This window comes from Arenimonas sp. GDDSR-1, from assembly GCF_025980345.1.
Lineage (GTDB): Bacteria > Pseudomonadota > Gammaproteobacteria > Xanthomonadales > Xanthomonadaceae > Arenimonas.
In genome coordinates, this window is the sequence record NZ_JAPDUI010000002.1 from 39,436 (window position 1) to 61,281 (window position 21,846).

28 protein-coding genes, 1 tRNA gene and 1 other RNA gene are annotated in these 21,846 nt (G+C 61.2%); 18 read left to right on the forward strand and 12 right to left on the reverse strand.

Annotated elements, in window-relative coordinates:
• Nucleotides 1-9: 9 nt before the first annotated feature.
• The 5 genes from rfbC to Q0W88_RS00805 all read right to left on the reverse strand — a co-directional run bounded on the left by rfbC (nucleotide 10) and on the right by Q0W88_RS00805 (nucleotide 3,897).
• Entirely contained in the window at nucleotides 10-558 is a 549-nt protein-coding gene (gene rfbC / locus Q0W88_RS00785; RefSeq protein ID WP_297798932.1) for a dTDP-4-dehydrorhamnose 3,5-epimerase, read from the reverse strand.
• A complete protein-coding gene (gene rfbA / locus Q0W88_RS00790; RefSeq protein ID WP_297798934.1) occupies nucleotides 555-1,442 on the reverse strand; it encodes a glucose-1-phosphate thymidylyltransferase RfbA in 888 nt (295 codons plus the stop codon). The genes rfbC and rfbA overlap by 4 nt, the downstream gene beginning before the upstream one ends.
• On the reverse strand, nucleotides 1,439-2,329 hold the full coding sequence (gene rfbD / locus Q0W88_RS00795; protein ID WP_297798936.1) for a dTDP-4-dehydrorhamnose reductase: 891 nt from the start codon (nucleotides 2,327-2,329) through the stop codon (nucleotides 1,439-1,441). Before rfbD ends, rfbA begins: the two co-directional genes overlap by 4 nt.
• Nucleotides 2,326-3,387 carry a dTDP-glucose 4,6-dehydratase gene (rfbB, locus tag Q0W88_RS00800; RefSeq protein WP_297798938.1) on the reverse strand — a complete coding sequence of 354 codons (1,062 nt, stop codon included), beginning with the start codon at nucleotides 3,385-3,387 and terminating at the stop codon, nucleotides 2,326-2,328. The genes rfbD and rfbB overlap by 4 nt, the downstream gene beginning before the upstream one ends.
• Nucleotides 3,388-3,519: 132 nt before the next feature.
• Nucleotides 3,520-3,897: a hypothetical protein gene (locus Q0W88_RS00805; RefSeq protein ID WP_297798940.1), complete on the reverse strand. Its 378-nt coding sequence runs from the start codon at nucleotides 3,895-3,897 to the stop codon at nucleotides 3,520-3,522.
• 197 nt (nucleotides 3,898-4,094) lie between these two features.
• Between Q0W88_RS00805 and Q0W88_RS00810 the strand changes: the two genes are divergently transcribed.
• Entirely contained in the window at nucleotides 4,095-4,493 is a 399-nt protein-coding gene (locus Q0W88_RS00810; RefSeq protein WP_297798941.1) for a DUF6165 family protein, read from the forward strand.
• A 2-nt stretch (nucleotides 4,494-4,495) separates the two neighbouring features.
• Here the strand turns inward: Q0W88_RS00810 and Q0W88_RS00815 are convergent, their stop codons facing one another.
• A complete protein-coding gene (locus Q0W88_RS00815) occupies nucleotides 4,496-5,539 on the reverse strand; it encodes a glycosyltransferase family 9 protein (RefSeq protein ID WP_297798944.1) in 1,044 nt (347 codons plus the stop codon).
• Nucleotides 5,540-5,555: 16 nt separating this feature from the next.
• Between Q0W88_RS00815 and Q0W88_RS00820 the strand changes: the two genes are divergently transcribed.
• Genes Q0W88_RS00820 through Q0W88_RS00845 form a run of 6 tightly spaced genes read left to right on the forward strand, consistent with a single transcriptional unit; the run spans nucleotide 5,556 to nucleotide 9,195 of the window.
• Nucleotides 5,556-6,287, forward strand: coding sequence for a 3-deoxy-D-manno-octulosonic acid kinase (locus tag Q0W88_RS00820; RefSeq protein WP_297798946.1), 732 nt, complete (start codon nucleotides 5,556-5,558; stop codon nucleotides 6,285-6,287).
• Nucleotides 6,284-7,039 (forward strand): MBL fold metallo-hydrolase, encoded by a 756-nt coding sequence (locus Q0W88_RS00825; RefSeq protein WP_297798949.1) that lies wholly within the window; start codon nucleotides 6,284-6,286, stop codon nucleotides 7,037-7,039. Before Q0W88_RS00820 ends, Q0W88_RS00825 begins: the two co-directional genes overlap by 4 nt.
• Nucleotides 7,036-8,052, forward strand: a complete 1,017-nt coding sequence (moaA, locus tag Q0W88_RS00830; protein WP_297798951.1) for a GTP 3',8-cyclase MoaA — start codon at nucleotides 7,036-7,038, stop codon at nucleotides 8,050-8,052. The genes Q0W88_RS00825 and moaA overlap by 4 nt, the downstream gene beginning before the upstream one ends.
• A gap of 1 nt (nucleotide 8,053) precedes the next feature.
• A complete protein-coding gene (gene moaC, locus Q0W88_RS00835) occupies nucleotides 8,054-8,551 on the forward strand; it encodes a cyclic pyranopterin monophosphate synthase MoaC (RefSeq protein WP_297798953.1) in 498 nt (165 codons plus the stop codon).
• The gene (locus tag Q0W88_RS00840) at nucleotides 8,548-8,784 is read left to right on the forward strand and encodes a MoaD/ThiS family protein (RefSeq protein WP_297798955.1); all 237 of its coding nucleotides are present in this window, start codon (nucleotides 8,548-8,550) and stop codon (nucleotides 8,782-8,784) included. The genes moaC and Q0W88_RS00840 overlap by 4 nt, the downstream gene beginning before the upstream one ends.
• Nucleotides 8,785-9,195, forward strand: coding sequence for a molybdenum cofactor biosynthesis protein MoaE (locus Q0W88_RS00845; RefSeq protein ID WP_297798957.1), 411 nt, complete (start codon nucleotides 8,785-8,787; stop codon nucleotides 9,193-9,195).
• A 14-nt stretch (nucleotides 9,196-9,209) separates the two neighbouring features.
• Here Q0W88_RS00845 and ffs read toward each other — a convergent pair.
• Both ffs and Q0W88_RS00855 read right to left on the reverse strand, forming a co-directional pair.
• Nucleotides 9,210-9,301, reverse strand: an RNA gene (gene ffs, locus Q0W88_RS00850) — signal recognition particle sRNA small type.
• 37 nt (nucleotides 9,302-9,338) lie between these two features.
• Nucleotides 9,339-9,431 (reverse strand) — tRNA-Ser (locus tag Q0W88_RS00855).
• A 126-nt stretch (nucleotides 9,432-9,557) separates the two neighbouring features.
• On the opposite strand from Q0W88_RS00855, the gene dnaX reads away from it, so the two are divergent.
• The 4 genes from dnaX to Q0W88_RS00875 are packed head-to-tail and all read left to right on the forward strand — an operon-like array spanning nucleotide 9,558 to nucleotide 12,460.
• Nucleotides 9,558-11,183, forward strand: a complete 1,626-nt coding sequence (gene dnaX / locus Q0W88_RS00860; RefSeq protein WP_297798959.1) for a DNA polymerase III subunit gamma/tau — start codon at nucleotides 9,558-9,560, stop codon at nucleotides 11,181-11,183.
• Nucleotides 11,184-11,190: 7 nt separating this feature from the next.
• On the forward strand, nucleotides 11,191-11,511 hold the full coding sequence (locus Q0W88_RS00865) for a YbaB/EbfC family nucleoid-associated protein (RefSeq protein ID WP_297798961.1): 321 nt from the start codon (nucleotides 11,191-11,193) through the stop codon (nucleotides 11,509-11,511).
• Nucleotides 11,508-12,107 carry a recombination mediator RecR gene (gene recR / locus Q0W88_RS00870; protein WP_297798963.1) on the forward strand — a complete coding sequence of 200 codons (600 nt, stop codon included), beginning with the start codon at nucleotides 11,508-11,510 and terminating at the stop codon, nucleotides 12,105-12,107. Before Q0W88_RS00865 ends, recR begins: the two co-directional genes overlap by 4 nt.
• 8 nt (nucleotides 12,108-12,115) lie before the next feature.
• Nucleotides 12,116-12,460 (forward strand): histidine triad nucleotide-binding protein, encoded by a 345-nt coding sequence (locus Q0W88_RS00875; RefSeq protein ID WP_297798965.1) that lies wholly within the window; start codon nucleotides 12,116-12,118, stop codon nucleotides 12,458-12,460.
• A 16-nt stretch (nucleotides 12,461-12,476) separates the two neighbouring features.
• On the opposite strand, the gene Q0W88_RS00880 is transcribed toward Q0W88_RS00875, so the two are convergent.
• From Q0W88_RS00880 to Q0W88_RS00895, 4 genes are read right to left on the reverse strand one after another with little or no spacing between them, the layout of a single operon-like run.
• Nucleotides 12,477-13,073, reverse strand: coding sequence for a hypothetical protein (locus Q0W88_RS00880; RefSeq protein WP_297798967.1), 597 nt, complete (start codon nucleotides 13,071-13,073; stop codon nucleotides 12,477-12,479).
• 27 nt (nucleotides 13,074-13,100) lie between these two features.
• Nucleotides 13,101-15,047 (reverse strand): DUF3488 and transglutaminase-like domain-containing protein, encoded by a 1,947-nt coding sequence (locus tag Q0W88_RS00885; RefSeq protein WP_297798970.1) that lies wholly within the window; start codon nucleotides 15,045-15,047, stop codon nucleotides 13,101-13,103.
• A complete protein-coding gene (locus Q0W88_RS00890; protein ID WP_297798972.1) occupies nucleotides 15,040-16,005 on the reverse strand; it encodes a DUF58 domain-containing protein in 966 nt (321 codons plus the stop codon). The genes Q0W88_RS00885 and Q0W88_RS00890 overlap by 8 nt, the downstream gene beginning before the upstream one ends.
• Before the next feature lies 1 nt (nucleotide 16,006).
• Nucleotides 16,007-16,888 carry a MoxR family ATPase gene (locus Q0W88_RS00895; RefSeq protein ID WP_297799034.1) on the reverse strand — a complete coding sequence of 294 codons (882 nt, stop codon included), beginning with the start codon at nucleotides 16,886-16,888 and terminating at the stop codon, nucleotides 16,007-16,009.
• A gap of 314 nt (nucleotides 16,889-17,202) precedes the next feature.
• Here Q0W88_RS00895 and Q0W88_RS00900 point away from each other — a divergent pair, with 314 nt between their 5' ends.
• From Q0W88_RS00900 to Q0W88_RS00930, 7 genes are all read left to right on the forward strand, one after another.
• Complete coding sequence (locus Q0W88_RS00900; protein ID WP_297798974.1) at nucleotides 17,203-17,676, forward strand: YceD family protein; 474 nt, start codon at nucleotides 17,203-17,205, stop codon at nucleotides 17,674-17,676.
• A 27-nt stretch (nucleotides 17,677-17,703) separates the two neighbouring features.
• Entirely contained in the window at nucleotides 17,704-17,901 is a 198-nt protein-coding gene (gene rpmF / locus Q0W88_RS00905) for a 50S ribosomal protein L32 (RefSeq protein ID WP_297798976.1), read from the forward strand.
• Nucleotides 17,902-17,988: 87 nt separating this feature from the next.
• Nucleotides 17,989-18,963 (forward strand): beta-ketoacyl-ACP synthase III, encoded by a 975-nt coding sequence (locus Q0W88_RS00910; protein WP_297798978.1) that lies wholly within the window; start codon nucleotides 17,989-17,991, stop codon nucleotides 18,961-18,963.
• A 73-nt stretch (nucleotides 18,964-19,036) separates the two neighbouring features.
• Nucleotides 19,037-19,981, forward strand: a complete 945-nt coding sequence (gene fabD / locus Q0W88_RS00915; RefSeq protein ID WP_297798980.1) for an ACP S-malonyltransferase — start codon at nucleotides 19,037-19,039, stop codon at nucleotides 19,979-19,981.
• A gap of 9 nt (nucleotides 19,982-19,990) precedes the next feature.
• Nucleotides 19,991-20,734: a 3-oxoacyl-ACP reductase FabG gene (gene fabG / locus Q0W88_RS00920; RefSeq protein ID WP_297798982.1), complete on the forward strand. Its 744-nt coding sequence runs from the start codon at nucleotides 19,991-19,993 to the stop codon at nucleotides 20,732-20,734.
• A gap of 117 nt (nucleotides 20,735-20,851) precedes the next feature.
• Nucleotides 20,852-21,091 carry an acyl carrier protein gene (gene acpP / locus Q0W88_RS00925; RefSeq protein ID WP_188449000.1) on the forward strand — a complete coding sequence of 80 codons (240 nt, stop codon included), beginning with the start codon at nucleotides 20,852-20,854 and terminating at the stop codon, nucleotides 21,089-21,091.
• A gap of 63 nt (nucleotides 21,092-21,154) precedes the next feature.
• Entirely contained in the window at nucleotides 21,155-21,832 is a 678-nt protein-coding gene (locus Q0W88_RS00930; protein ID WP_297798986.1) for a hypothetical protein, read from the forward strand.
• The last annotated feature ends 14 nt before the right edge of the window (nucleotides 21,833-21,846 follow it).

The following is a 21,846-nucleotide window of genomic DNA, read 5'->3' on the forward strand; positions in this document are numbered from 1 at the left end:
TCCGCTGACTCAAGATTTCGGAAGTTCGGCTTCAGCCAAGGATACGCCTTTGCCGTCCTTTTCTGATATGAGTGGAGTTGCGGTAATCGGCCAATCAACTGCCAATTTCGGGTCATCCCAGCGAATGCACCTCTCATGTTCCGGCATCCAGTAATCCGTGGTTTTGTAGACGAATTCGGTGCCGTCGGCAAGCGACAGGAAACCATGTGCGAATCCCGGCGGTATCCAAAGCTGGCGTTTGTTTTCAGCGGACAATTCGATGCCGACCCAACGGCCGAAGCTCGGAGAGTTGCGCCGGATATCGACGGCGACATCAAAGGCGGCACCGGCAACGACCCTGACCAGCTTGCCCTGCGCATGCGAGACCTGGTAGTGCAGACCGCGCAGGACATGCTTGCCGGACCGGGAATGGTTGTCCTGGACGAATTCCGGCGCGAAACCGGCGGCAGACTCGAATGCGCGCCGGTTGTAGCTTTCGAAAAAAAATCCGCGTTCGTCGCCGAAGATTTTCGGCTCGATGATCAGGACATCGGAAATCGCGGCAGGCGTGATGTTCATGGGCCGTGCTTCTCGATCAGCAGATTCATCAGATACTGTCCGTATCCGCTCTTCTGCAGCGGCCTGGCCAGCTCCTCCAGGCGGATGTCATTGATCCAGCGCTGGCGCCAGGCAAGTTCTTCCGGGCAGGCGACTTTCAGTCCCTGTCGGCGCTCGATGGTGGCGATGAACTGGGACGCCTCCAGCATCGATTCATGGGTGCCGGTATCGAGCCATGCGTATCCGCGGCCCATGCGTTCGACGTTCAATGTGCCGGCTTCGAGATATTTCCGGTTCAGATCGGTGATTTCAAGTTCGCCCCGGCTGGAGGGCTTCAGGGATCGTGCAATCCGCGTCACCGATTCATCATAGAAATACAGTCCGGTAACGGCGTAATTCGATTTCGGCTGCAGCGGCTTTTCTTCCAGGCTGACCGCCTTGCCCTTCGCATCGAATTCAATGACGCCGTAGCGTTCCGGATCCTGGACATGGTAGGCGAACACGGTGGCGCCTTCGCTGCGCATCATCGCCTGCTTCAGTTGACGGTGCAGGTCGTGTCCGTAATAGATGTTGTCGCCGAGGATGAGCGCACTCGGGCTGCCGTCGAGAAACGATTCGCCGATCAGGAATGCCTGCGCCAGTCCGTCCGGACTTTCCTGCACGGCATACTGGAGGGTAATGCCCCACTGGCTGCCATCGCCCAGCAACTGCTCGAAACGCGGGGTATCCTGCGGCGTGGAGATGATCAGTATTTCCCGGATGCCGGCCAGCATCAGCGTGGTCAGCGGGTAGTAGATCATCGGTTTGTCGAAGACCGGCAGCAGTTGCTTCGATACGGCCATGGTGGCCGGATAAAGCCGTGTGCCGGAACCGCCGGCGAGGATGATGCCTTTGCGCTGTTTCATGGGGTTGGTGTCTCCTGGAGCATGCGGATGATTCCGGACCGCCAGTCCGGAAGTACGAGATCGAAAGTGTTCTGGAACTTCTGGATTGAAAGCCTCGAGTTGCAAGGCCGCTTCGCGGGCAAGGGATATTCCGATGCCGGAATGGCCGATATGTTCTCCGGAGCAAGTTGCAGCGGCATGCCAAGCTGGAGTGCCTGCCCGATCAAAAAGCGGGCGTAACCGTGCCACGACGTTTCGCCGGCGGCCGTAAGGTGGTAGATGCCGCCGTCCGCACGTCCACGGATGAGATCATGGATGGCATGCGTCGAGGCGATCGCGATGGTATCGGCGGATGTCGGTGCTCCGTATTGATTAGCGACGATGGACAGGGCATCGCGGGAGCGAGCGAGATTCAGGATGGTTCTGGCGAAATTGCTGCCGTGCACGCTGTACACCCAGCTTGTCCGCAGCAGCAGGTGCCGGCAGCCTGATTGTCCGATTGCGGTCTCGCCGGCGGCCTTGCTCAGACCGTACTGGCTGAGCGGGCCGGTGCTGTCGGATTCCAGATACGGGCCCTGTTTGCTGCCGTCGAAGACGTAATCGGTCGAGTAGTGCACCAGCAACGCGCCGGAAGCGGCACAGTGCGCGGCCAGAATCTCCGGCAGGCCGGCATTGATGGCGAATGCTGTCTCGATTTCGGTTTCGGCGCGGTCCACCGCAGTGAATGCCGCGGCGTTGACGATGATGTCGGGCTTCACCGCTTGCAGCAGCCGGCCGACAGCTTCGGCATCGGCGAGGTCGCAGTCGGCACGGCCGACGGCATGCATATCCCCGAGCAGCGGCAGGGTGCGCTGCAGTTCACGGCCGACTTGGCCATGCATGCCCAGCAGGAGTATTTGTCGTTTCATCGCTGGCTGTAGTTCCTGTCGACCCATTCGCGGTAATCGCCGGTGCGGACGCGTTCGACCCACTCCGGGTTGTCCAGATACCAGCTTACGGTTTTCTCGATGCCGGTGGCAAAGGTCTCGGCTGGACGCCAGCCCAGCTCGCGTTCGACTTTGCGGGCATCAATGGCATAGCGCCGGTCGTGTCCGGGACGGTCTGTAACGAAGCTGATTAGCCGCTCGTAGGGACCATCCGGATCCGGACGCAGGCGGTCGAGGATGCGGCAGATGGTGCGCACGATCTCGATATTCGGCATTTCGTTCCAGCCACCGATGTTGTAGGTTTCACCGATCCTGCCGTTTGCCAGAACTTCCCGGATGGCGCTGCAATGATCCCCGACATACAGCCAGTCGCGGACATTCATGCCATCGCCATAAATCGGCAATGCTTTTCCCGACAGGGCATTGGTAATCACAAGCGGAATGAGTTTTTCCGGAAACTGGTAAGGACCGTAATTGTTCGAGCAGTTGGTAGTCAGCACCGGCAGGCCGTAGGTATGGTGCCAGGCCCTGACCAGATGGTCGGAGGCGGCTTTGCTGGCCGAGTACGGACTGTTCGGTTCATAGGTCTTGCTTTCTGTGAACGCCGGGTCTTCATCGCCGAGTGAGCCGTAGACCTCATCGGTCGAGACATGGATGAAGCGGAACGCATTTTTTTCGCCACCGGCCAGCTCGCTCCAGTACGCGCGTACCGATTCGAGCAGGTTGTAGGTGCCCACGATGTTGGTCTGGATGAAGTCGCCCGGCCCGTGGATGGACCGGTCGACATGGCTCTCGGCGGCAAAATGGATGACCGCGCGCGGCCGATGCAGGGCCAGCAGCCAGTCGGTCAGTTTGCGGTCGCCGATGTCGCCTTGGGCCAGAACATGCAGTCCGTTCTGCGCGACATCGCGCAGGTTGTCGATGTTGCCGGCATAGGTCAGCTTGTCGAGGTTGATCACGCGCTCGTCGCGGCTGGAAAGCCAGTCGAGTATGAAGTTGGATCCGATGAAGCCGGCGCCGCCGGTGACGAGAATGGTCATGGGTTGGAAGTTCCGTTATTTGAAGCGCTGAGACCGAGGCTAAGGAAGGACAGACCCGGAAGGAGTTGCCGCAGGACATAGCCCGCTTCGGCCAGGCCGCGCTTGGGCTCGGATTGCCTAAAAGGCCATCGATCAGCTTTTTTCGAGGGCCCAGCCATAACTGGTATTGAACGATTCGACCGGGCAGGCGCTGTTCCGGCCGGCGATGGATTTTTCATCCAGAAAATAGAGCTCTCCCTGGATGTTCTTGAACGGATAGGTCTTGCACGGCGCATCAAAAACGATGCTGACTTCCGTGATATGGCCATCGGCGGCCTTCGCCGGATTGCAGGCCTTGGGAGTCAGCAATTCCGGTTCGTCGCGGCCACACTGGATTTTCAGCTGGCACTGGCTGGCGCCGGTCATGACGATCGTGCGCTTGACTTCGATATTGGGATCATCGGTCGGTGCCGGCCGACTGGCCTGTGCCTCCGGTGTGCTGCTGCATCCGGCAGCAAATGCCGCAAGCATGCCGATACACAAAAATTCAGTGAACGATTTCAATGACGTTGCCCCATCCCCAGTCTGTTCCCTGACTTCATAGTAGGGCAAATCTGGGTTTTTGTAACCGATTCACATTTTGCCCCGGGAAAGGGGGGGGCGACAATCCGTTCCGATTTGCCAGCATAGACTATAATCCTGAAACCTCAATCGCTTACGAGTGCCCTATGTCTGAAATTCTCGCCCCCGTCTCCTTCGGTGAACTGCTTGATAAGGTGACCATATTGCAGATCAAATCCGAACGGATGAGTGACGCGGTCAAAGTCGCCAATGTCCGCAAGGAGCTCGGCGCTCTCGAAAAAACCTGGGCGGCGCATCCGGCCTCGGGCACCGACATCAGCGACCTGATGGGCCAGCTCAAGGCCGTCAATGAACGGCTCTGGGTCATTGAAGATGACATCCGGATCCTGGAAAAAGCCCAACGCTTCGATGCCGAGTTCATCCGTCTGGCGCGTGCGGTGTATTTCGAGAATGACGAGCGCGCACGCATCAAGAAAGACATCAATCTGGCGCTCGGTTCGGCCTATGTGGAAGAGAAGTCCTATCAGGACTACCGGAATCCCTGAGGTCAGCGCTGATCGGCGCAATAGCGTTCGAAGCGGGCGATGACCTCGTCCACTTCGATTAATTCCATCACCCCCGGAAACTCGACACGTTTGCCCCAGGGCAGGGCAGCGGCCGGTTTGTCCAGAAAGCGGATGGCCGCCTCCGGATAACGGTTGACCGTGTAGCGCAGGTCCGAATAGGGCCCAGATCGGGTGGCGTCGGTGCAGGCGTACAGCCCCAGTACCTTGGTGCCCATGGCATTGGCCATGTGCGCCGGTCCGGAGTCCGGGCTCATCACCAGGTCGGCGCGGGCGAGCAGCGCCGGCAACTGTTTCAGGGTGTCCTTGCCGATCAGATCGATGGGCTGTTCCGGCATGGCGGCGATGATGGCATCGCCCATGGCGCGCTCGAGGGCGCTTCTGCCGCCGCACAAAACCACCTGCCAACCCTTGTCGATGGCATGCGTCGCCACGGCGGCATAGCGCTCGGGAAGCCAGTTGCGCAACACATGGCTGGAACACGGCGAAATCAAGAGCGTCGGCTTGCCTGAAGGCCATTGTTGCATGGCCCAGGCGTGTGCTTCCGGCGGCACCGGCATGTCCCAGTGGATTTCCGTCTGCCGGAATCCCAGGGGTTCGGCGAATAGGCCGAACACATCGAGCACATGGTGCCGATCATGGCGGATGCGTTCATTGACGAATAAACCATGGCCTTCCTTGGCCCGTTCGCGGTCATACCCGATGCGGCGTTTGGCTGAAATCACTGCGGAAACCAGATTCGCGCGCAAGGCCAATTGCATCTGCAGCAGGACGTCGAAGCGCCGTCCGTCCAGGGCCTGCGTCAGGTCCTTCAGACCCTGCAATCCGGCCTTCTTGTCGAAAGCGATCAGTTCGACGCCGTCCAGACCGTCCATCAGCTTGGCTTCGCCCTTGCCGAGAATCCAGGTGATCTTGGCGTCCGGCAGGTTTTTCTGCAGGGTGCGGATCAACGGCAGGACATGAGTGGCATCACCGAGCGCCGATAATCGCAAAATGCACACGGTTTTTACGGCAGCAGCTGGGTTCACTTGGTACACTCTTGCAATGATTGAAAAGGATGGCCAAACCGGATGCATCAAGTTCAACGGAGCGGACGGTGTCTGCACCGTCATATACGCATCCCGGGTGCTGCAGGCGCCGGATGCCGCCCAGTTTAACGCAAGTGCCTATGTCTCGGCGCGACCGGTCTCCGGGCAGGGCGGACGCGGTTCGGCATGGTATGTGGAAACGCCGGCCGGTTCTGCGGTACTGAAGCATTACCGGCGTGGCGGCCGCGCGGCCTTGCTGTCCGAGGCCTCCTATCTGTTCACCGGAATCGCGCATGTCCGAAGTATTGCCGAATACCGCGTGCTCGCCGCACTCCGCCGCCTTGATCTGCCGGTGCCCGAACCGTTGGCGGCCTTTTGTCTGCGCTCCGGCCTGGCCTACCGGGCGGCCCTGCTGACCCGTTGCATTCCCGAAGCCCGCTCTTTGGCGGAATGCATCCGCGAAGGCAGTGCCCCCTGGGAGCAGGCCGGTACCCTGATTGCCCGTTTTCATCGTGCCGGTGCCCAACATGCCGATCTCAATGCCAACAACATTCTCTGCAATGCCGACGGCTTCCATGTGATCGATTGGGATAAAGGACGTCTGCACGGCCAGCCGGGAATCTGGACGGGTCGGGTGCTGGCTCGGCTGCAACGATCGATCACGAAAGAGTGCCCGCAAGTGGCCGCTGTCGCACGCGATGCCGGCTTCCAACGCCTGCTGGCCGCTTACGGCGAGGCGATGGCATGAGCTGGCATCTGCGCTTTCTCGGCGTCGGCAATTCCCAGGCCGCGCCTGTGCTGGGTTCGGCCAGCGCCGTGCTGGAACGCGACGGCAGCCCGCAGCTGCTGATTGACTGCGGCCAGGAAACCCTGACCGCCTATCTGACGCGCTACGGCCAGGCGCCGCAGGCCATCTTCATTACACATCTGCATCTGGACCACGTCGGTGGACTGGAACGCCTGTTCTACTCGGCCTATTTCGATGACGCCTTGCGCGGAAAAATAAAATTGTTCGTGCCTGCGGCGATCGTTCCCGCCATGCAGTCCCGCTTGGCCGATTATCCGGGGGTGCTGGCCGAGGGCGGCGCCAACTGGTGGGATGCGTTCCAATTGATTCCGGTCAGCACGGGATTCTGGCATGCCGGTCTGCAGTTCGCGGTGTTTCCCGTGCGCCACCACCAGCCGGAATCGGCGTTCGGTCTGCGCCTGCCCGGCAGCTTCTTCTGGACCGGCGATACCCGCCCGATCCCGGAACGGCTTGCAGAGGGCATAGATGCCGGCGAACTGATTGCGCACGACTGCGGACTGCACGGCAATCCTTCGCATACCGGACTGGCCGATGTCCAACGGGACTATCCCGCGTCATGGTGGCCATCACTGGTGCTTTATCACTACGCCTCTTCAGGCGATGCGGCCATCATGGCCGGACAGGGCTTTCGTGTCGCAGAGGCCGGTCAGGCTTTCGCGTTGAAGGCGCCAGAGCCGGGGCCGCTGGCATGAAACCGCATTTGCAGACGGTGGTGGCGGCACCCGTGACCGATGCACTCGGACGGCCGCTGCGGGATTTGCGCATTTCGGTGATGGAAACCTGCAATTACCGCTGCCCGTACTGCATGCCCGAAGGTTCCTTGGATGAGGCTGCGCTCGGTGCCAGACAGCGCCTGGATTTCGCCGATATCGCGCAGATCGCGAAAGCGTTCGTTGCCCAAGGGGTGCGGAAAATCCGCCTGACCGGCGGTGAGCCGCTGCTGCGACGGAATCTGCCGGAATTGATTGCCTTGTTGACGCAGATTGATGGCCTCGAAGATCTGGCCTTGACCACCAACGGTTCACTGCTCGCCGCGCAGGCGGCGTCTTTGCGCCAGGCCGGCCTCGACCGGATCACGGTCAGTGTCGATGCGCTGGAGGATGCGCTTTTCCGCCGCATGAGTGGCGGACGCGGAAGTCTGTCCCAGGTTCTGGAAGGAATCAGCGCTGCCGAACGCGCCGGGTTTTCGCCGATCAAGATCAACTGCGTCGTGCAGCGCGGCGTGAATGAATCCCAGATCCTGCCGCTGTTCGAATTCTTCCGGAACCGTGGCCACATCCTGCGCTTCATCGAGTACATGGATGTCGGCAGCTGCAATGGCTGGCGCAGCGCCGATGTGGTTCCGGCCGCGGAGATTCTGGCCCGATTGCAGTCCGCTTACGAACTGACCCCATTGGCGCCGACCGCTGCGGGCGAGGTCGCCGCGCGCTACGGGGTTGCCGGCGGCGGCGAGGTCGGATTCATCACCTCGGTCAGTTCGCCATTTTGCGGCGACTGCAACCGGGCGCGGCTTTCCGTTGATGGAAAATTATTCACCTGCCTGTTTGCCGGCGCGGGCTTCGACTTGAAGCCCCATCTGCGATCGCCGGAAAAGCTCGCGTCGGAGATTGTCGCGCTGTGGCGGCACCGGACGGACCGTTACAGCGAGATCCGTCATGCCGCCGATGTCCGCAAGAAAATCGAAATGTACTTCATCGGAGGCTGATGTGGCCGCAAAGAAACGCGTTAAACCGGAATTGACCCACCTCGATCCCGCCGGCCGGCCGGCCATGGTGGATGTCGGCGGCAAAGCCGTGACGGCGAGAACGGCCAGTGCCAGCGCCGATGTCCGCTTCCCCAAAGCCATTGCCGAGCAGCTGCGCGGGCAAGGCATGCGCAGCGCCAAAGGCGCCATCATCGATACCGCCGTCATTGCCGGCACCATGGCGGTCAAAAACACCGCGCAGTGGATTCCGTTCTGCCATGCCCTGGCCATCGAAGGCTGCGATTTCAGCGTGGACTGGCATGACCGGCAGACGCTGCGCATCCTCTGTACGGTCCGCGTCACCGGCAAGACCGGCGTCGAGATGGAAGCGCTGACCGGCGCTTCGGCTGCCGCCCTGACGGTCTACGACATGTGCAAGGCACTCAGCCATGCAATTGAAATCGGGCCGGTGAAGTTGCGTCACAAGAAGGGCGGCAAGCGCACGGTGGGCGTAAAGTGAGCGTGACCGTTCTCTATTTCGCGGGCTTGCGCGAAGCGGCCGGTCTCGGCGAGGAACAGCTGGATCGCCCGGAGTCTCTGCCGGCCCTGTATGCGACGCTGCGCGAGCGGCATGGCTTCACACATGGGCAGAACCAGCTGCGGGTGGCCTGCAACGGTGTGTTCTGCGATTGGCAACGGGTACCGGCGGATGGCGATGTCATCGCCTTCATCCCGCCAGTTTCAGGGGGCTGAATGCAGTTCCGCATCACGCAATCTGCAATCGACACTACGGCCTGGCGTGAGGCGCTTTGCGATTCGCGCTGCGGCGCGTATGCGGCTTTCGAGGGCTGGGTGCGCGATCACCATGATGGCCGGCCGGTGCTCGGCCTGCATTACGATTGCTATGCCGAGCTGGCCGAACATGAGGGCGGGTGCATTATGGCGGAAGCGATGGCCCGATTCGAGATCGTCGATGCCCGCTGCATCCACCGGATCGGCGATTGCCGCATCGGGGACATGGCGGTCTGGGTCGGGGTCAGTGCTGCACACCGCGAGGCGGCCTTTGCCGCCTGCCGCTGGATCATCGATGAGGTCAAAACCCGGGTGCCGATCTGGAAGCGTGAACGCTATGCCGACGGGGATGCGCTCTGGCGCGAGGCGTGAGGGTGGCAGCCCCTGCCGGTTGACCTCGTCGCCCGAATCAATCAATACCGTTGCTGCCTTCCGGCCCTGGCGGGGTTTTCAATCTATCGTCGCGAGGGCCGACAGGGGCCACCATTGAAACGCGGCGCAAGGCCGTTAAGAAGTGGCGGAGAGAGAGGGATTCGAACCCTCGAAACGGGGTTTAGCCGTTTACACACTTTCCAGGCGTGCTCCTTCGACCGCTCGGACATCTCTCCGCAGATGTAAATCGCCTGATGTGAGCCGCGAATTATACGCGAGCGGGGGCGTTTCCACAAGGCAAGCGCCCCTGTCCGGCGGCGGTCCAAATATGGCAAAATGAGCCTCTGAATACGGGAAAGCCCATGTCTTATCTGGTTTTAGCACGAAAATGGCGTCCGAAGCGGTTCGCCGAACTGGTCGGCCAGCAGCATGTGGTGCGTGCGCTCAGTCACGCCCTGGAGACAGGACGGGTTCACCATGCTTTCCTGTTCACCGGCACCCGGGGCGTCGGTAAAACCACCATTGCCCGGATTTTCGCGAAAAGTCTGAACTGTGAATCCGGCACCTCGAAAGACCCCTGTGGCGTTTGCGGCACCTGTACCGACATCGACAACGGCCGCTATCCCGATCTGATCGAAATCGATGCCGCCAGCCATACCGGGGTCGATGATGTCCGGGCCCTGATCGACAACGCACAGTACATGCCATCGCGCGGCCGCACCAAGGTCTACCTGATCGACGAAGTGCACATGCTCTCGAAGAACGCCTTCAATGCCTTGTTGAAGACGCTGGAAGAGCCGCCGGAGCACGTCAAATTCCTGCTCGCCACTACCGATCCGGAAAAGCTGCCGGTCACCGTACTGTCGCGCTGTCTGCAATTCAATCTGCGGCGTCTGGAGCCCGAACAGATTTCCGGGCAGATGGAGCATATTCTCGCTGCCGAGGGCATCGGCTTCGATGCCGAATCCCTTGCGTTGCTGGCCGATGCCGCCGACGGCAGTCTGCGCGATGGCCTGTCGCTGCTCGATCAGGCGATTGCCTACACCGGGGGCAGTCTGCAGGCCGAATTGGTGCAGTCGATGCTGGGCACGGTCGATCGCAGCCAGATCGAACAGGTGCTGAGTGCCTTGACCGCACGCGATGGCGAAGCCCTGATGGCGGCGATTGAACAGCTGGCCTCGTTCGCGCCCGACTTCGAACAGGTACTTGACCGGTTGGCGCAGGCCTTGCATGAAATCCAGCTGGCGCAACTGGTGCCGACTTACCGGCCGTCGCTGCAGCGGGTGTCGGTCAAGACCTTCGCGCAGCAGTTGGATGCCCAGCTGGTCCAGCTCTGGTACCAGATGGCGGTGATGGGACGGCGCGATCTGCATTTCGCCCCGGGAGCCCGCGTCGGTTTTGAAATGGCGCTGTTGCGCATGCTGGCGTTTGTTCCCGCAGGTGTCGATGCGCCGGATCCCGTGACGCGGCCGGCACCGCCGGTGCAGAAAGCACCCGCTCCGCCATCGGTTGCGGCCCCCCGTCATGAAGCCGCTGCGCCGCAGGCAGAAAGCCCGCCACCGGCTGCCGCGGCTACGGCAGCTCCGGCGGCACTGCCGGACACTCCCGAACAATGGCTGCAGCTGTTGGCGCGCTTGTCGCTCAAAGGACCGCTTGGCCAGATCGGTGCGCACACTGGATTTGTTGCCCGCAACGGCACTCAGCTGCGCCTGTCGTATCCGGCCGATCTGTACGACAGCCTCAGCCAGGGGCTTTGCGAACGATTTGAGAATGCCCTCGGAGAAGCTTTCGGCAGTCCGGTGCAGCTGAAATTCGAAAAACTGGCCGAAGCCGGCGTACAGACCCTGCACGGCCGTCAGACCGAAACCAAACTCAACCGGCAGAACGAAGCCGAGGCCGAGTTCCAGAACCATCCGGTGGTCAACGCCCTTCTGGCCGAAGGTGCGCAGATCATTCCGGATTCCATCCGTCCATTGGAATTGAAGTGAGAATGTTATGAGAGGCAATATCGCCCAGATGATGCAGAAAGCCCAGCGCATGCAGGAAAACATGCAGAAAGTGCAGGAAGAGCTGGCGCAGATGGAAGTGACCGGACAATCCGGCGGCGGTGCGGTGAAGGTCACCCTGACCGGTAAATTCGAAGCCCGCAAAGTGGCCATTGATCCCGGCGTTCTGGCCGATGCCGAAATGCTCGAGGATCTCATGGTCGCCGCCATCAACGATGCCGTGGCCAAAGCCAATGAGGAAAGCAATAAACGCATGGCTTCGGTCACCGCCGGCATGCCGCTTCCGCCGGGAATGAAGCTGCCGTTTTGAGCCAGAGTGATCTGCTCAGCCAACTGATGGAATCCCTGCGCTGTCTGCCCGGCGTGGGCCAGAAGAGCGCACAGCGCATGGCCTACCACCTGCTGGAGCGCAACCGCGAAGGCGGCATGCGCCTGGCCATCGCGTTGCAGGAATCCCTGAAACGCATCGGGCACTGCGTGCAGTGCCGTGATTTCACCGAGCAGGAGTGCTGCGCCATCTGTGCCAGCGCCGCCCGTGATCCGGCCCAGCTGTGTGTGGTGGAAACCCCGGCCGACCGTCTGGTGATCGAGCAGGCCACCGGTTACCGCGGCCTGTATTTCATCCTGCAGGGAAGGCTGTCACCGCTGGACGGCATCGGTCCGCGCGAGCTCGGGCTCGATAAGCTGGCCAAGCGCCTGGCGGAAGGTTCCGTCACCGAAATGATCATTGCCACCAACCCGACCGTGGAAGGCGAGGCGACCGCGCACTATCTCGCCCAGCTCGCCCGCCAGTTCGAGGTCAAGCCCTCCAAGCTGGCGCACGGCGTGCCGATCGGCGGCGAGCTGGAATACGTCGATCGCGGCACACTGGCGCACGCGTTCGGAACCCGCATCGATATGCCTTGAGGAACGTCATGAGCGACAGCATCTTCGAAAAAATCATCAAACGCCAGATCCCGGCCGACATCGTGTTCGAAAGCGATGACATCATCGCCTTCCGCGATATTTCACCGCAGGCGCCGGTGCATGTGCTGTTCGTGCCGAAACGCCGATTCAATACGCTCAATGATGTGCCCGAAACGGAAGCGCAGCTGCTCGGCAACCTGATGCTTTCGGCCCAGGCCTATGCCAAATCCATCGGCATCGCCGAAAACGGATACCGGCTGGTGATGAACTGCAACGGACATGGCGGCCAGACTGTATTCCACATCCATGTCCATCTGCTGGGCGGTGCACCGCTGACCGGCGGGTTTGCCTGAACAGCGCAACACAGGCTCAATCCGCATAACCCCATGGCGCGGGCGGCGGTGCTACCGGTTTGCTCAGGTCGAAATCCACCCGGAACTCGCGGCCTTCGCGGGTCAGCCGGTAGGTGAATTTTTCGGGATAGATGTACATCTGCCAGGTGTTGCCGTTGGATTGCGGATTGCCCGCTGCGGTGAACAGCTCTTTTGAATACTGGTCCGCCGGAAACGATTGCGCCGTTGCCCAGCCGGCGTCGAGCGTATGTCCGCCGTACATCGTCGACTTATCGCTGCTGCCATCCTTGTGGCGATGGTCGTGTTTCAGCTGCAGCCCCGAACCGGTCTTGCTGATCAGCCAGGTGCGTGAGCGGTCTTCGCCGACATGGAACGGAATCTGCAGCTGGCTGTCGGTGCATTTGCGGACATGCATCACCAGCCGGCCTTCGAAACCCGGCGATACCGGATTGTCGACGCTGACCTTGCCCTCGAATGCCTTGCCGCAATGGCGCCGGAGGGCATCGAAAAACGCATCATGGCTCGGAATCGAGACCGGTGCAGGCGGTGACGCCGTGCCCGCATCGGCGGATAACGGAAACAGCGCGGCGAGCAGTAATGCGTGACGCAACATGGCATTCTCCGAAAAAGATGATGATTACTATACCCGCTGTCCGCTTTCGGATATCCGTGCGCGGGTCATTTTCCCGGCCAGACGCCGGATATCGGCAATCAGCAATGCACGATCCCGCTCATCCAAGTCGGCCTTCCCGTAGCGCCATTGCGTATAGCGCGAAGCGATCGCCATCAGCTCGGAATCGACGCAGCGTGCCGCGAAATCCACAGCCGTTTCATGCACGGCCTTGTGCTGACCACAGTTTTCCAATGCCGCGACCAATCGGTGCCAGGCCGCATCAATCGGCTGTTCCGTGACGCGGGTCCTGCGTGACAGGCTGAATACGGCGAAAGAAATCAGACCGGCCAGGGTCAGCAGCATCAGCAGCATCTGCCAGCGTTCGGCCCGGGCGATGCCGATGTTCCGGAACAAAGTCATTTGCCGTGCGGCATTGAAGCCGATGACCCAGTCGTTCCAGCGTGCACGCATGAAGTCGCCATAGTCGAACAAGGGTGAAAAGGTGCCTCCGCCTCCCGCGTACTGTTCCTGTCCGGCCCTGCCTGCCAATGTATCCAGGATGTTTTCGGGAGACACCGCCGCAGTCGGGTCGATCCGCACCCAGCCCTCGCCCTCGAGCCAGACTTCAGTCCAGGCATGGGCATCCTTGATGTAAAGCACCCAGTAGCCGCCGTAAGGATTGCGGTAGCCGCCGGCATAACCGGTGACCACGCGCGCTGGAATGCCGGCGGCACGCATCAGCAGCGCAAAGGATGAGCTGAAATGCTGGCAGAAACCCCGGCGGTCCTCAAACAGAAACCGGTCCACGGCGTTGAATCGCGGCGGATCGGTGGCCAGCGTATAGCTGAAGTCACGCCGGATCCATTCCTGCACCCGGGCGATGTACGCGCGATCACTGCCGGCCTGCGCCCGCCACTGCAACGCCAGCGCTTGCGTGCGCTTGTTGAAGGCCGTAGGAAACGCCAGCGCCCGGCGGCGTTCGGCGTCACTGAGCGGTCGGAGGGTATCCGCCTGCGTCCAGGCGCTCGCCGAATATTGCGTCATTTTCTGAATCGGCGTCTGCGAGTAAAGTCCCGAATCGGCACTCAGGGTGTAGGGTTCGGGCGCCAGACGCGGCCAATCTAGAACCGGCAGGTATTTCTTTTCCGTTGGTTCCAGACTGACCCGGTAAGCAATCACGGTGTCGCCGGCTGCCGGGGAATTCATCGGCATGGCCGGACCGGGAAGACTGTCCTGCGGATTGCGCCGCCACTCCATGCCATCGAAATCCCAAAGCACCGGGCCGCGCCAGTAGCGTTGTTCCGGTGCCGGCACGCGTCCTTTGAAATCGACGCGGAAGGCGATGCGGTCGTCGGCGAGGATATCCAGCCATTGGCCGGGCTTCATGCTGTCGCCCAGCCCGGTTCCCTGTTCGGACAGGCCCGGAAGACCCCACAGCGGCGTACCGATCCGTGGGAACAGCCAGAACAACGCGGCCGCCATCGGCAGTGCCATGATCAGGGCGCGGAAAAGGGCTTTCAGGGATGACCCCGCTGATTTTTCCGGAAGGACGATTTTTCCCGTACTGCTGATTTGCAGGAGCAGCAGCCAGGACAACACGCTGAGCAAGGAAAGTACCAGCGTCATCGGCGTCTGTACGCTCAGCAATGCCGAAAACGGCAGGAACAGCGCGAATCCGAGCAGGGCGCGCAGGTCCCGCATGTGTGTCGTTTCCAGGCACTTCAAGGCCATCATCAAGGCCAGCATGGCCGCGGCCGTGTCACGGCCGAAGCGGCCGTTGTAGGCAAACAGCAAAAGCAGCAGTGACGCGATCAGTACGCCGAGTATGAGCAGCAGATGCGGCTTGGGCAGCAGGTAGGCGACGGCCAGAATCAGCCCGATCAGCACCAGCAGCGATGCCGGCAATTGCGGCGCCAGCGGCAGCAGGGCCACGCAGGTGGACAGCGCACCGGATTTGCGCAGGAGCTCAGTCATGGGGCAGCAGGGCCAGTGCTTCCAGGCAACGCCGCCGGTGTTCAGCGCCGGATCCGGTCTCCACGCGAAGCCCCGGAAGGCTCAGCGCGTATCGGCGTTGGCGTTGTTCGGCCTGCACGACCCAGAGGCACAGCTGGGAAATTCGGGCTTCGTATTCCAGATTGCCAAGACGGTTCCAGTCCAGCAGCAGGGCATCGGCATTGCCCTGCTCATATTCGCGAACCTGCAGGGTTCCGGTGCGTGCGCTGGGTTTCCAGGCAATCTGTTTGCGGGAATCACCGCTGCGGTAGGTGCGCAGATGATGCGGTTGTTCGCTGTGCTGCCGGCTTTGCCGGCCGCTGCCGGTCTCGGCACTGGAAAAATAAACATTCAGATCCTGACCCTGGGGTGACGGATAGACCAGCGCCTGTTCCTGCAAATTCAGGGTGCACCAGGCGCGTGCCAGACCCAGTGGGTGCAGGGTGGCGATCCGGAGACGGTCGATGTGAAGATGTCCGCGCTTTTCCGTGGGCAGCGATAATGTCGTGCTGATCGGTTCGGCGCCGAGGCTGAAGGTGGATTCGGTATCGCCCTGCGATACCGTATAGTCCCGGGGCTCGGTGCCGCGGGGCGACACCATGACGGTCAATGCCAGCGGCTGCCCGGCAAACACCGGTTCGGGTGGCTGCGATCGAAGTTGCAGGCCCAGCAGGGCCAGATGGCCGGAGATCAGGGCGTTGTTGCACAGACTGATGACCAGGAAACCGAGCAGCAGCGCGGCGTTGTTGTTGTAGTTCAGGCTGCCGAGATTCAGTACGGCCAGAGCCATGCCGATGAACAGGCCGAATCCGGTGGGCAGCACATAGATGCGGCGGTTGCCGATCACCAGCGGTTGCGCATCACGCGGTCCGGCGCGGAACAGCGGAATCCGGCGCAGCCATTGGGCAGGATTGAGATGACGGACAGCGCTGCCGGTCATGTCAGTCGACGGCAACGCTCTTGAGCAGGGCCTCGGCCAAATCCCGGTTCTTTCCGTCCACCGCAGGATGGATGCGGTGTGCGGTCGCTTCGACAAAAACGGCCTGGATGTCGTTGGCGCTGACGTAATCGCGGCCTTCGATGTAGGCATGGGCTTTGCCGGCCGACAGCAGTGACATGCCGGCGCGTGGCGACAGGCCGACCCGTATTCCGGGGAACTGGCGGGATTGCGCAATCAGCCGCTGCAGGTAGTCAATCAATGCGTCCGAGCAATGCATGGCCTGGACCTCGGCTCGGAGCTGCCGCAGCAGGTCCGGGCCGGGAAATGCGGATTGAACGGCATCGCCGCCGGCAACGCCGTGCTTGAGCAGGGCGCGTTCCTGTTCGGCGGGAATGTAGCCCATGCGGATGCGCAGGGTGAAGCGGTCGAGCTGGGAGTCTGGCAGCGGGAAAGTGCCGGACAGATCGGTCGGATTCTGGGTCGCAATGACCAGAAACGGGTCGGGCAGGGGGTAGGTGCTGCCGTCGATGCTGACCTGGTGCTCGGCCATGGCTTCCAGCAGCGCGCTTTGCGTGCGCGGCGGTGCCCGGTTGATTTCATCGGCCAGAAGGATGGCGGTGAACACCGCGCCGGGGTGGAACTCGAACCGGCGTTTATCCGGATCGAAAACCGAAACACCGAGAATATCCGAAGGCAGCAGATCAGCCGTGAACTGGATGCGTTTGAAGGTCAGGCCGAGCGATGCCGCCAGCGTCCGTGCCAAGGTCGTTTTCCCGAGCCCGGGCAAATCTTCGATCAGCAGATGGCCGCCGGCCAAAAAGGCGATGAACGCGGATTTGACGGCATGGGGATTGCCCAGTATTTGCCGGTTGCAGGCCGACATGGCAGCCAGAAGTTCAGCGCGGAGTGGGGTTAAGCGGCCTGCGGCGGGCGTGGACATGGGCGGTTCCGGGCAAAAAACCATTCTAAACCGCCCTTGTGGAAAACAGGTCAATATTCAGTAATGGCCGATAAATTCAATAAATACAATGAGATAATCTAAAATTACAGGCAAATGGCTTTCGCCGCCCGGATGCGGAGCCGACCGGCGAGCCTTTGGGAATCCCCAAAGGTGCGCGATTTGACTCAGGTCGATGAATCCATTAAAATTTAGCGCTTATGTCTGTCACCTTGCCCCCGCAACTGGATGTTTGGCGCATGGTGGCGAACCAGCGTCGCTTCGAAGGAAGCCTGCCTTTGGCGCAAATGCCGCGTCTGGCCGGTGTACTCGCGGATGCCGAAGGAGACTGCCGGTACGTGGTGGAGTTTTACCGCGATCCGTTGAAGTTGGATGTCATGCACATTCAATTGAGTGCGGTGTTTCACCTGATCTGCCAGCGCACGCTTGAGCGCTTTGCGCTTCCGGTGGAAATCGACCAGCGTCTCGGGCTGATCAGCGATGAAGCGCAGGAAGCTTCACTGCCGGAAGACATGGAAGCGGTATTGATTGAGGGGCATGGTGAAGTTTCGCCGGCTCAACTGATTGAAGACGAGCTTCTGCTCGCGGTACCTTTGGTACCGGTCAATCCGGACGCTTCAGACCTGGATCCGAAATGGAGCGGGGATGAAGCGGTCGAGGAAGAAAAAAGCAGTCCATTCGCGGCCCTGAAGGCCTTGAAGGACCACACGTAACATCAGCATTTCGTTTGGAGTCTTACCATGGCCGTTCAAAAATCCCGTCGTACCCCGTCCACCCGCGGCATGCGTCGTTCTCACGATGCGCTGTCCGCCAAGCAGCTCGCCACCGATCCGACCACGGGTGAAACCCATCTGCGTCACCATGTGACCAAAGACGGTTTCTACCGCGGCCGCAAAGTGGTCGACGTCAAGTCGGCTGTCGAAGAAACCGAAGAATAAGGCTTGCCCGCCTGTCGGGTATGCTCTAAGGTATTTAAGGCGAGCTCCGGCTCGCCTTAAGCTTTTCTGAAACAGGACGAATATTCCATGGCCACATTTTCGCGCATCGCCGGCACCGGCAGCTATCTGCCCGAGCGGATCCTCACCAACGCCGATCTGGAGAAGATCGTCGACACCAGCGATGAGTGGATCGTCAGCCGCAGCGGCATCCGCGAACGTCATGTCGCGGCCGAGGGTGAAACCACCAGTGACCTGGCCTACCAGGCCTCCCTGAAAGCACTCGAAGCGGCCGGCATGCGCGCCGATGAAATCGAACTGATCATCGTCGGCACCACCACGCCCGATATCGTGTTCCCGTCCACCGCCTGCCTGCTGCAGGACAAACTCGGTGTCGGCGGCTGCGGCGCATTCGATGTCAACGCCGCCTGCTCCGGATTCATCTTCGCGCTGAGCGTGGCCGACCAGTTCATCCGCGCCGGAACCATCAAAAACGCATTGGTGGTCGGTTCTGAAACGCTGACCCGTCTGGTGGACTGGACCGACCGCGCGACCTGCGTGCTGTTCGGCGATGGTGCCGGCGCCGTCGTGCTGAAAGCCGACAGCGAAGCCGGCATCCTGTCCACCCATCTGCATTCCGACGGCGGCAAGAAAGAGCTGCTGATCTGCCCGGTCGGCCCGTCCAAAGGGTTCGACGTGGGTGCGCCCAATGCCGGCGTGAAAATCCACATGGCAGGCAGCGAAGTGTTCAAGCACGCGGTCAAGGCCCTGGATTCCGTGGTTGATGAAACCCTGAACGCCAACGGCTTGAGCAAGGCCGATCTGGACTGGCTGATTCCCCATCAGGCCAATCTGCGCATCATCGAAGCCACCGCCAAGCGCCTCGATATGTCCATGGATCAGGTCATCGTGACCGTCGACAAGACCGGCAATACCTCCTCGGGTTCGGTGCCGCTGGCGTTGGATGAAGCGGTGCGCTCCGGCAAAATCCAGCGCGGTCAATTGATGCTGCTGGAGGCTTTCGGCGGCGGCTTTACCTGGGGCTCGGCGCTGATCCGCTATTGATCCGACCGGACTTGTGAGTACGGTCGAATAACTGGTCTAATGGCGGCCAATCCCAACCGGAGCCGCTCAACCCATGATTCCGCAACTGGCATTCGTTTTCCCCGGACAGGGCTCGCAGTCGCAAGGCATGCTGGCCGAATTGGCTGCTGCCCATCCATTGATTGCCGAAACCTTCGCCGAAGCCTCGGAGGGCGCCGGCGTGGATCTCTGGCAGATCAGTCAGGACAATCCCGACGACCGCTTGAACCAGACTGAATTCACCCAGCCCGCACTGCTGGCCGCGAACATCGCACTTTGGCGCTTGTGGCAGGCCCAATCGTTGCCGGTGCCCGCGCTGCTGGCCGGTCACAGTCTGGGGGAATACGCGGCGCTGGTGGCCGCCGGTGCGCTGTCCTTGAAAGACGGGGCCCATCTCGTGCGCCTGCGCGGTCAATTCATGCAGGCCGCCGTGCCGGCAGGTACCGGGGCCATGGCGGCCGTGCTCGGCGCCGAGGATGCGCAGGTCGAGCAGATCTGCAGCGAAACCAGTGCAGATGCCTCCGTCGTCGTACCGGCCAACTACAACTCGCCCGGCCAGATCGTCATCGGCGGCCATGCCGATGCCGTGGATCGTGCCCTTGCCGCATTGCAGGCCGCGGGTATCCGTAAAACCGTCAAGCTTGCGGTCAGCGTGCCCTCGCATACGCCGCTGATGCGCGATGCCGCGCTGCAGCTGCAGGAAGCCATCGCTGCCGCGACCTGGTCCATGCCGGACCGTCCGGTCATCCACAATGTCGATGCCGCGCGCAAAACCGATCTTGCCGCGCTTCAGCACGCGCTGGTCGAGCAGCTTTACCTGCCGGTGCAGTGGACACGCTGTACGCAGGCTCTGGCCGCAGCGGGCATCCGTCACGCCATCGAGTGCGGCCCCGGCAAGGTGTTGGCCGGCCTTGTCAAGCGCATCGACAAATCCATTTCCACCTATAATCTGGCCAGTGCCGCCGAATGGCAGGCCACGTCCATACAGACTTTCGAGTGAGAACACGCAATGACCCATGACTTAAGCGGCGAAGTGGTTCTGGTGACCGGCGCAAGCCGCGGCATCGGCGCGGCGATTGCCGACCTGCTGGCCGCGCGCGGCGCCAAAGTAGTCGGCACGGCCACGACCGAATCCGGTGCGCAGGCCATCACGGCCCGCATGGCCGCCACCGGCGGCATCGGCAAGGTGCTGGACGTCACCGACAGTGCGGCCGTCGACGCGGTGATCGAGGACATCGGCAAAAGCATCGGACCGATCAGTGTGCTGGTCAACAATGCCGGCATCACCCGCGATCAGATTCTGATGCGCATGAAAGACGAAGACTGGAACATCATCCTGGATACCAACCTGAGCTCGGTCTACCGCACCAGCAAAGCGGTCATGCGCGGCATGATGAAAGCGCGCAAGGGCCGCATCATCAACATCGCTTCGGTCATCGGTTTGACCGGCAATGCCGGGCAGTCGAATTATGCCGCCGCCAAGGCCGGCATCATCGCGTTCTCGAAATCCCTGGCCAAGGAAATCGGCTCGCGCGGCATCACCGTCAATGTGGTTGCGCCGGGCTTCATCCAGACCGACATGACCGATACCTTGCCGGAAGAAGCCAAGCAGGCACTGATGGGGCAGATTGCCCTGGGCCGATTGGGCAGCCCTGCCGACATCGCCGAGGCGGTGGCCTTTTTGGCCGGTCCGGCGGCGGCCTACATCACCGGGGAGACCCTGAACGTGAATGGCGGCATGTACATGCCGTGACCATTCTGGTCAAAATTTGATAAAATACTCTAAATCCTGTCCGGCGTGGTTTGGGCCAAGCGCCGGCGGCATGATTCCACAGCCCAAAATCGTTACTCCTCGGGAGGAGACAGTTTCATGAGCACTATTGAAGAACGCGTTAAGAAAATTGTGGTTGAGCAGCTGGGCGTGAAGGAAGAAGAAGCCACCGCCAACGCCTCGTTCGTGGATGATCTTGGCGCCGACTCGCTCGATACCGTCGAACTGGTGATGGCGCTCGAGGAAGAATTCGAATGCGAAATTCCGGACGAGGAAGCTGAAAAAATCACCTCGATCCAACAAGCCATCGATTACATCAAAGCCCACGTCAAGGCCTAATCGCCGGGATAAGGACTGCCACAGGGCCGCTTCATGCGGCCCTGTTTGCTTCCGGGTGTTTTCATGTCAACACGTCGATTGATCGTTCTGGCCTTCCTCACCGGACTCTGGGTTTGGGCAGGCTCCGTCTACTCGCCGTGGGCCGAAGATCTCGAGCCACGACTTTGGCTTTTTGATGTCCTTTTCTACACCGGCTTCATCCTGCTGTTTTGGTACGTGGCGGAAGCGCTGCTCTGGCTGCGCAGCTGCCGTGAAAGCAGCATTCCGTTCAGGGAGCGCTTGGCAGGCGCCTGTCTGTTGATGCTGACTGCCGTTGCCGGATTGACGGCAAACGTCTTGGCGGAAACCCAAATCGGTTGGCAATGGCGCGTTCGGATCAGCATGGCGGCGTTGACGCCCTATACCGAACCAAGCCATCAGGACTTCAGGCATCGGGTCGGCCTGTTTATCATCGATACCCAGCGGATGCCCTGTTCAGGACAGTCCTGGCTCTGGCTGGGCCGCCCGTTCGGCGGCGGCACCGGTACCAATCTGGCACTGGTCCACGGCAGCGGACGGGCGGTTCCGCTATCACCGCAGCCGGAGGCTTTCCGCTTTCTCCACATGCATGAAAACTGGTGGCTGGCCTACCAGAATCCGGATTCGTATTCTGCCGAAACGAACGGTACAATAGTCTGCGTTGAAGGCCGGAGCGTGGCATCCCACGCGCAGGGGCTTCGTTTTATCGATTCACTTCATTGAGGACGGCACGGCCG